At 73.7% G+C, this 7,971-nt stretch carries 8 protein-coding genes; 3 read left to right on the forward strand and 5 right to left on the reverse strand.

All coding sequences use genetic code 11. The features are described 5' to 3' along the window. Positions 1-6: 6 nt before the first annotated feature. Together ACFWBT_RS14305 and ACFWBT_RS14310 are read left to right on the forward strand one after the other, a co-directional pair. On the forward strand, positions 7-966 hold the full coding sequence (locus tag ACFWBT_RS14305) for a 4'-phosphopantetheinyl transferase family protein (RefSeq protein ID WP_385699562.1): 960 nt from the start codon (positions 7-9) through the stop codon (positions 964-966). A gap of 177 nt (positions 967-1,143) precedes the next feature. Then, the gene (locus tag ACFWBT_RS14310; RefSeq protein WP_385699564.1) at positions 1,144-3,186 is read left to right on the forward strand and encodes a condensation domain-containing protein; all 2,043 of its coding nucleotides are present in this window, start codon (positions 1,144-1,146) and stop codon (positions 3,184-3,186) included. A gap of 183 nt (positions 3,187-3,369) precedes the next feature. Here ACFWBT_RS14310 and ACFWBT_RS14315 read toward each other — a convergent pair whose 3' ends face one another. From ACFWBT_RS14315 to ACFWBT_RS14330, 4 genes are all read right to left on the reverse strand, one after another. Beyond that, a complete protein-coding gene (locus ACFWBT_RS14315) occupies positions 3,370-3,843 on the reverse strand; it encodes an iron chaperone (RefSeq protein ID WP_385699566.1) in 474 nt (157 codons plus the stop codon). Positions 3,844-3,910: 67 nt separating this feature from the next. Beyond that, the gene (locus ACFWBT_RS14320; protein WP_385699569.1) at positions 3,911-4,546 is read right to left on the reverse strand and encodes a glyoxalase; all 636 of its coding nucleotides are present in this window, start codon (positions 4,544-4,546) and stop codon (positions 3,911-3,913) included. Positions 4,547-4,551: 5 nt separating this feature from the next. Continuing rightward, complete coding sequence (locus tag ACFWBT_RS14325; protein ID WP_385699571.1) at positions 4,552-5,016, reverse strand: helix-turn-helix transcriptional regulator; 465 nt, start codon at positions 5,014-5,016, stop codon at positions 4,552-4,554. Between the two features lie 120 nt (positions 5,017-5,136). After that, entirely contained in the window at positions 5,137-5,547 is a 411-nt protein-coding gene (locus ACFWBT_RS14330) for a VOC family protein (protein ID WP_266766274.1), read from the reverse strand. A gap of 212 nt (positions 5,548-5,759) precedes the next feature. On the opposite strand from ACFWBT_RS14330, the gene ACFWBT_RS14335 reads away from it, so the two are divergent. Further along, entirely contained in the window at positions 5,760-6,620 is an 861-nt protein-coding gene (locus ACFWBT_RS14335; RefSeq protein WP_385699574.1) for a helix-turn-helix transcriptional regulator, read from the forward strand. On the opposite strand, the gene ACFWBT_RS14340 is transcribed toward ACFWBT_RS14335, so the two are convergent. Beyond that, on the reverse strand, positions 6,609-7,814 hold the full coding sequence (locus ACFWBT_RS14340) for a nuclease (protein ID WP_385699577.1): 1,206 nt from the start codon (positions 7,812-7,814) through the stop codon (positions 6,609-6,611). The genes ACFWBT_RS14335 and ACFWBT_RS14340 overlap by 12 nt on opposite strands. Positions 7,815-7,971 lie beyond the last annotated feature (157 nt).

Below are 7,971 nucleotides of genomic sequence, written 5' to 3' on the forward strand. Positions count from 1 at the left end.
GCCGCCATGCACCGGACGGCGACCGGCGAGCCCCTCCCCGCCGACACCACCGGCGAACCCCGCCCCGCCGACACGGACCGGCCCGCGAGGGGCGAGCCCCTCCACCCGGCCACGGACCGGCCCCGGCCCGCAACGAGCGAGCCGATCCACGTCCTGCCCGCCGGACCCTGGCGGCCCGTCCGCGACCACCTGCGCGCCCACGGCCACGCCGTCGTCCACACCACCTGGGGCGAATGGCTGCCCGCCGCGCTCACCCGGCCCCACCTGCGCCGGCTGCTCGGACGGCGGGACTGGGCCCGCTGCCGGCGCATCACCGACCCGGCGGTCCGCTACCGGTTCGTCGCCTCACGCCTGCTGATGAAATACACGGCGGCGGCCGCACTGGCCACCGCACCCGAGGGCCTGGACGTCTCCTACCGGCTCGGCGGACGCCCCTACCTGCGCGGCTTCGACCAGCTCGACCTCAGCCTGACCCACACCGGCGAACTGATGGCCCTCGGACTCAGCAGAGACGGCCGGATCGGCGTCGACGCCGAGCCCGCCGACCGCACCATGCGCCCCGACCTGCTGCAGACCCAGATATGCACCCCCACCGAGGCAGCCGAACTGGCCCGGCTCCCCGAGGACGAACAGAGCGAACAGACCCTGCGCCTGTGGACCCTCAAGGAGGCCTACACCAAGGCACTCGGCCAGGGCATGCGGCTGCGCTTCACCGAGTTCGGCTTCGGCCTGCACACCGGCCGCCTGCTCGCCCCGGACGGCACACCCGCCGCCCGCACCGAATGGACCTTCTCCACCCACCGCATCCTGGACCGCTACCTGCTCAGCACCGCCCGCCACGACGCCGGCCTGGACACCGCCCCCGACACCTCGGCACACACCATGCTCGACCCGGGCTTCGCGGCGGTCATGACGCACTTCGTCCCGCCGCCGCACGACCACCCCGCCCCCCGCCGGCCCGGGTGATCGAACGCCGGTCCTTGAGACCCGCTCGCACCCCGCCTGACCCCCGCTCGGCGCGTCAGCCGCACGTCAGCGCCATGGCAGCGGTGTGCCCGACACTCGGGAGCGGACGGTGCGGACCACCGAGCCGGGGCATGCCCGCAAACCCCATGCCCCGGATGGCGATTCAGGAGACACCCGATGACCAAGTTCCAGCCCCCAGGCGCGCCGCCCGCCGCGACCGCCGGACCCGGGGCGGACGAGGCGGGCACCGTACCCCTGACCGAACAGCAACTGGCCCTGCTGCGCCGGCACCGGGCCCACCCCCACGACGCCTCCTCGAACCAGGTGTTCGCCATCGACCTGCGCGGCCCCCTCGACGACCGGGAACTGCGCGGCGCCCTGGCCCGCCTCATCGCCCGCCACCCGCTGCTCTCCGCACGCCTGGCAGCCGGCCCGGACGGCCCGCCCCGCCTCCACCTCGACCCGGCCCGCACCCCCCGCCTGGAACGCCGCACCGCCACCGGCCCCCCGCCCACCGAGGACGAGGCCGGCCAGGAACTCGACCTGGAACACACCGGCGTCCTGCGCACCGTGCTGATCGCCCACGGGCCCGCGCACCACACCCTGCTGCTCGTCATGCACCGCCTCGTCGCCGACGGCGAGTGCGCCGGCCTGCTCCTGGCCGACCTCCTCGACGCCTACGAACACGGCGAGAACCCCGCCGCCGCCCCCCGCGCGTTCATCGCCCACACCACCACCCCCCGGGCGGCCCCGGACCACCCCGGCGCGGCGAACAGCCCCCGGCACCCCCACGAAACCAGCCGCCCCGCCGCCCCGCAGACCCTGCCGGTCGCACCCCGCCAGCACGCCCTGCTGCTGGACGCCCTGGCCCACCACGGCACCGGCCGCTACGTGGAACAGCTGTTCTGGCACTGGCACGGCCCGCTCGACACCGACCGGTTCACCGCCGCCTGGCAGTCCGTCTTCGACCGCGAGACCGTCCTGCGCGCCGCGTTCGACTGGGACCGCCACCCACGCATCGTGCTCCACGACCAGGTCACCGCCGACGTGGTCCACCACCGCGCCGGCACCCTCGACTGGGACGACCTGCTGCACCAGGACCGGCTGCGCGGCTTCGACCTGCGCGCACCGGGCCTGCTGCGCGCCACCCTCCTCGACGACACCCCCACCGGCGGCCCCCACCCCACCGGCGACACCGAACGCGCCACGTCGACCCGCGTCCTGATCACCTTCCACCACGCGCTCCTCGACCACTGGAGCGTGTCCGTCCTGCTCCAGGAGTTCTACCGCGCCTACCTCGCCGACGGCCTCCTGCCGGGCAGCGAACGACGCCCCGACATCCGCGACTACGCACACTGGCTCGCCCGGCAGGACACCGCCCCGGCCCGCGCGTTCTGGTCGGCCGCCACCGGAGCGGCCACCCCCGCGACCCGCCCCGCCCTGCCCGGCCCCGCGACCGGCCAGACCGGCTGGGGCCGCGCGCAGACCCGCCTCAGCCGCACCGAAGCGGGCCGCCTGCGCCGCTGGGCCGCCACCCGCGCCGCCACCGAATCCAGCATGCTCCAGGCCGTGTGGGCCCTGCTCCTCTACCGGACGGGCGGCGCCCACGGACCCGCCCCGGTCGGCTTCGGCGTCAGCGTGTCCGGCCGCGGCATCGCCCTGGACGCCGTGGAACGCCTGCCCGGCCTCCTGGCGAACGCACTGCCCGTCATCGTCCGCATCGACCCGGACCACTCCATGCCCCGCCTGCTGGCCCAACTGCGCGACCAGGCAATCGACATGGCCGCCTACGAATGGGTGTCGACCGCACAGATCCACGAATGGAGCGGACGCGGGGCCGACGAGAAACTCCTCGAGAGCCTGATCGTCTTCGAGAACCGCCCGCGCACCTCACCGGCCCTGGACGCAGCCCTGGCCGCACACGACATCCGCGTCGGCCCCCCACAGACCCTCGGACTGCACAGCGCCTTCCCCATCACCCTGCTCGCTTCCCCCGACACCGACGGCGGCCTGCTCCTGACCGCCGTGCACGACCGCACCCGGATCTCCGACACCGACGCCGGCCGGCTGATCGGCCTGTGCGCCCGGCTCCTGCGCGAACTGCCCTGCACCCACGACGAGTCGACGACCATCGCCGACATCGTCGCCGCACTGCCGGACACGGACCTGCCCCGCATGACGGACGACACCGCCCCCGTGCCGCACACACCGCCGGCCTGACCTGGCGCCGGCCGGAGCTCTGTCCGGCGGGCCGACCACGGCCCGTACAGCGGAAGTCCAACCATGCGCCGGAAGCTGAGCCCTGCGTCGCCGCACAGGCGAGCCGCCCGCCCGGGTGGTCGTCCGGGGGGCGGCTCGGCCGGGGCAGGACCCGGTGAGCGGCATGCTCGGGGGAGCGCCGCCTCAGCCCACCGCCTTCTTGACGAGCGCGCTGATGCGCTTCTCCTCGGCGGCGGACAGCTTCGTCACCGCGTACGCGGTCGGCCAGAGGGCGCCGTCGTCGAGAGCGGCCTGGTCACTGAAGCCGAGCGTGGCGTACTTCGACTTGAACTTCTGCGCGCTCTGGAAGTGGCACACCACCTTGCCGTTCCTGGCGTACGCGGGCATCCCGTACCAGAGCTTGGGCGTGAGGTCCGGAGCGGCGGCCCTGATGACGGCGTGGATCCGCTCGGCGAGGACCCGGTCCGCCTCCGGCATCTCGGCGATCTTCGCGAGGACTTCGCTCTCCGTGTCCGCCTTGGCGCCGCCCGAGCCACGGCGCGCGCTCTTCAGCTCCTTGGCGCGTTCCTTCATCGCGTCGCGTTCCTCGGCCGTGAACCCGTCGTGCTTCCCGGCGGCGGCGGTGGAACTCCTGGCGGACTTCTTCGTGCTCGTCATGGGGTTTCCTCTCCTGCACGGTGGCGCGACGATCCCTGCCCCGGACCCCCGGACGGGGGTCGCCGGGTCAGGACGAGGACGTGGAGCTCAGTGAGGCGGCCTCCCAGGCGAATCCGTCCGGGTCGGTGAAGGACCCGGCGGAGCTGCCCAGGACGATCCGGTGCGAGCCGGTGCCGTCGTCGGCGACACCGAGGTCCTTGGCCAGACCGCGGCGCTTGTACAGCGCCAGCTTGACCGGGCTCGACTCGTCCGCGGTGAACTCGGCGTACTTGCCGCCGAAGCTCTTGCCGACGGTCAGGCCCTGCTCGACGTAGAACCGCTTGCTCGCCTTGACGTCCTCGACGCCGAGCAGGAGCACGATCTCGTCGATCTTCTTGCCGGCCGGGCCGGTGTCCTTCTTCGCGGAGGTCGCGACCTTCCAGATCGTCCCGTCCGGGGCCTGCACGACGCCGCCGTAGCCCCACAGCGACTTCGCGACGGGCTTCAGCTCCGTGGCGCCGGCCGCGATGGCGGCATCGATGAGGCTGCTGACGTCGGCCGGCTGGGACACCGTGAGCGCCAGCGTGAACCCGCGGAAGCCGGTCGTGGGCGTCTCGCCGGCCCGCAGGCGCACCTGGGAGCCGAGTCCGAAGGCGGTGGTGTAGAAGTGCTGGGCGGCGGCGGGGTCGGCCACCTCGAGGGTGATGGATGCGATGGAAGTCATGCCGATCACGCTAGTTGCGGTGCGGGTGCGATGGCTTCTCCATTCCTGCTCGATCCGTCCGCCGGGTAACTCACGTACCACGCGATGCCGCCCGTCCCGTCCGCCGCGCGGCGGGCGTAGAGGCGGGGTTCGATGCCGGCCAGCTCGGTGAAGCGGGCGGCGAAGACGGCCGGGGACGGGCAGCCGACCGCGCGCCAGACCTCGGTGACGTCGAGGTCTCCGCGGCGCAGCAGTGCCATCGCCTGCTCGATGCGCCGCGTCGTCAGATAGGCGTACGGCGACTGGCCGTAGGCGAGGCGGAACTGCCGGCTGAGGTGCCCGGCCGTCATGTCCGCGGCGCGGGCGAGCGCCTCGAGGTCCAGCGGCTGCGCGTACTGCCGGTCGATCCGGTCGCGGACGCGGCGCAGGTGCGCGAGATCGCGCAGGTGCTGCGCGGCGATCCGCGCGCGCCGCCAGGCGGGATGGCACATGGGAACTCCTCGTCTTCCCGTGTCCGGGAGAACCTCGGGTGGATGCCGGGAGCGGGGCGGGGCGGGGTGGGGCGGAGCGGGGTGGGGTAGGGCGGGGGAGGCCCGGCCCGGCCGGAGGGTTCAGCGGGTCTCCTGGATGCGGACCAGGTTGCCCGCCGGGTCGCGGAAGGCGCAGTCGCGGACGCCGGTGGGCTGCAGGAGCGGTTCCTGGACGACCTCGGCGTCGCTCGCCTGCACCTTCGCGAAGACGGCGTCGAGGTCCTCGGTGGCCAGCAGGATCCAGCCGTAGGTGCCCTTGGCCATCATCTCGGCGATGGTGCGGCGTTCGGCCTCGGTGATCCCGTGACCGGACCCGGCCGGGGCGAGCAGCAGGGACGTGCCGGGCCGGCCGGCGGGGCCGACCGTGATCCGGCGCGTCCGGCCCTGTCCGACGTCGCTGCGGACCTCGAAGCCGAGGACGCCGCCGTAGAAGGCCAGCGCGGCGTCCGGGTCGTCATGCGCGATGACGCTCGTATGAATGGTGAGATCCATGGCCGTCACGCTAGCGGCGCCCCGGTCAGCGGGGCTTCTCGATTCCTGACCCGTCCGCCCGCCTGCCCATCCTGTTGTTGTTCCTGCTCCCGCCGAGCGGTTGCCGTTCGCGGCTGTGGTGGATCCCGAGTGTTTCTCGAGCCGGTCGCGACGCCGACGCGTCACGCTGCTGGGTGGATCAAGAGGGAGTGAGGTGCGGGATGGACCACGCCGTGGAAAGGGCAGTCGCCTACATGCGGGAGCGTTGCGGCGAGCCGCTGACTCTCGCCGAGATCGCCGAAAGCGCTCTGCTCAGCCGTTTCTATTTCACGCGGGTATTCAAAGCGGAGACCGGGCTCACTCCGGGGAGATTTCTGGCCGCGGTCCGTATGCACGAGGCCAAACGGCTGATCGAGAGCACCTCGATGAGCATCACCGAGATATCCCTGGCGATCGGTTACAACAGCCTGGGTTCGTTCACGAAGTCCTTCACGGCCAGTGTCGGGGTCTCTCCGGGCCGGTTCCGCCGGCTGGCGCGGGACGGGCAGCAGGGCCTGCCGGACCCGGGCCCGGCCGGGTGGCCCGGGTCCGGCACGGTCGCCGGCACGGTCGCCGGGACGGTCAGCCTGCCGGAGGGCCACGGCAACGCCCGCGTGTTCCTGGGCGCGTTCCGCACGGCCGTCGTCCAGCACGCGCCGCTCGCCTGGGCCGTCGTCGACGTGCCCAGCGGCCGCCCGTCCTGCTACTCCCTGAAGAACGTTCCCGGCGGGAGCTGGCACCTGCTCGCGGTGGCGCAGGCCGCCGGTGCCGGGCCCGATCCGCGGGCCGGGCGGACCGTGCTCGTCGGGGGGCACGGCCGGCCGGCCGTGACGGTCGCCGCCGACGCTGTCACCAGCGCGGCGGTGCGGCTGCGCCCGGTGAGGCCGACCGATCCGCCGGTCCTGCTCGCGCTGCCCGCGCTGGACCCCCCGGCCACCGTGACGGCCCGCCCCGGGTGCGCCTCGATCGCTCCGGCGCCCGGCGCGGGCGCGCGGCGCCGGGCCGCGGGCCACCTGCGGCTGGCGTCCGCGGCGCCGGCCCGGTCAGGGCCGTGAGCGCGGGGGAGTGCGGCACAGTTCCTGGCGGGTCTTGAGCCGTTCGGCGAGCTGGCCCCACTCCCTGCCGATGTGCTCGGCGATCGGGGCGATGACGCCGAGCCAGTGCGGCGGGACCGCGTCGACGAGCGTGCGCCAGTCCTCGCCGGGCTCGGTGGCGTGCAGCTGCATCCAGCGCAGGAACTCCCGGCCGCCGGCGGTGTAGCGGATGGCGGGGTCGGCGGCCATCTTGGCCGCCACCGCCGCCCAGGTGGGCGGGGGGTCGGTGTGGTTGCGGCGGTGCCCCGGCGCGGCGTCGGCGTTCGGCGCCACCCGCAGCGGCACCCGCCCGGCGCCGTCGAAGAGTGCCTCCGCCTGCGCCGTCCGCTCGCCCTGCCCCGCCGGCGGCACGGACTGCACCGACTGCATGGACTGCATGGACTGCATGGACTGCATGGACGGGAGGGACTGCATCGGCTGTACGAACGGCACGGGCCGCATGTGCTGCGGGCGGGCGGCGTTCTGGCGGCCGTCGCGTTCGGGGCCCTCGCCGCGCCGCAGCCGCGCGCTCACGTCGTGGACCGTGCCGAGGGACACATCGGTCTCCCGGGCGACCTGGCGCAGCGGGGCGTCGGGGTGGGCGGCGATGTACTGGGCGGCGCGCCGGCGGCCCTCGCCGGCGTCCACCGGGCGCCGGCGTCCGTCCTGGCCGATGCGCTTGCCGTCGAGCGGTGTGTGGCCGGCCGTCCGCTCGCGCAGCGAGGCGATCGTCTTCGCGCTCAGGCCGGTGATCTGGGCGATGGCGCGGTCGGACCAGTCGGGGTGGGAGGTCAGCACCCGCTGGGCTCCGCTGACACGGTCGGCCTTGGACAGCGGCAGTCCGTGCGCGCCGTTGGCCTTCATGGCGATGACGAGGGCCTCGGAGTTGGAGCAGTCCACGAAGCGCGCCCGGATGGTGTCGTCGCCGCGGAGCCGGGCGGCCTCCAGCCGGTGCAGTCCGTCGATGACGCGACAGCCGTCCACCTGGACGAGGATGGGCGGCAGTTCGGCCGAGCCCGCCGCGTCGACGAGGAGCTGGATGTGCGCGGCGTCGGTTCCGCTCTGGCGCAGGGACACCCCGGGCGACAGCGCGGTGACGGGGACATCGCGTGCCGGCAGTTTCTCGAAATTCTTCAGATCGAATTCGCCGCGGGTCGAAGAATCGATGCCCTCCATCCGGACGGGGCTGAATGCACTCGTTATCAAGACGGCTTGCGCGTTGCTCTGAGCCATTCCTGTTACTCCCTCTCTGCTGCCGCTGCCGACGAGCGTCGCAGGAGGGTCTTTAGCTGCAGTCGAGAGCAGGTCGACGTTCTCTGGAAACACGACCTGT

The sequence above is a fragment of the Streptomyces sp. NPDC060027 genome (assembly GCF_042737005.1).
Lineage (GTDB): Bacteria > Actinomycetota > Actinomycetes > Streptomycetales > Streptomycetaceae > Streptomyces.

Bases quoted from the DNA above. Each gene is read 5' to 3' on its own strand.
- ACFWBT_RS14305 (WP_385699562.1), top strand. From the start codon at position 7: ATGCACCGGACGGCGACCGGCGAGCCCCTCCCCGCCGACACCACCGGC.
- ACFWBT_RS14310 (WP_385699564.1), top strand. From the start codon at position 1,144: ATGACCAAGTTCCAGCCCCCAGGCGCGCCGCCCGCCGCGACCGCCGGA.
- ACFWBT_RS14315 (WP_385699566.1), bottom strand. From the start codon at position 3,843: ATGACGAGCACGAAGAAGTCCGCCAGGAGTTCCACCGCCGCCGCCGGG.
- ACFWBT_RS14320 (WP_385699569.1), bottom strand. From the start codon at position 4,546: ATGACTTCCATCGCATCCATCACCCTCGAGGTGGCCGACCCCGCCGCC.
- ACFWBT_RS14325 (WP_385699571.1), bottom strand. From the start codon at position 5,016: ATGTGCCATCCCGCCTGGCGGCGCGCGCGGATCGCCGCGCAGCACCTG.
- ACFWBT_RS14330 (WP_266766274.1), bottom strand. From the start codon at position 5,547: ATGGATCTCACCATTCATACGAGCGTCATCGCGCATGACGACCCGGAC.
- ACFWBT_RS14340 (WP_385699577.1), bottom strand. From the start codon at position 7,814: ATGGAGGGCATCGATTCTTCGACCCGCGGCGAATTCGATCTGAAGAAT.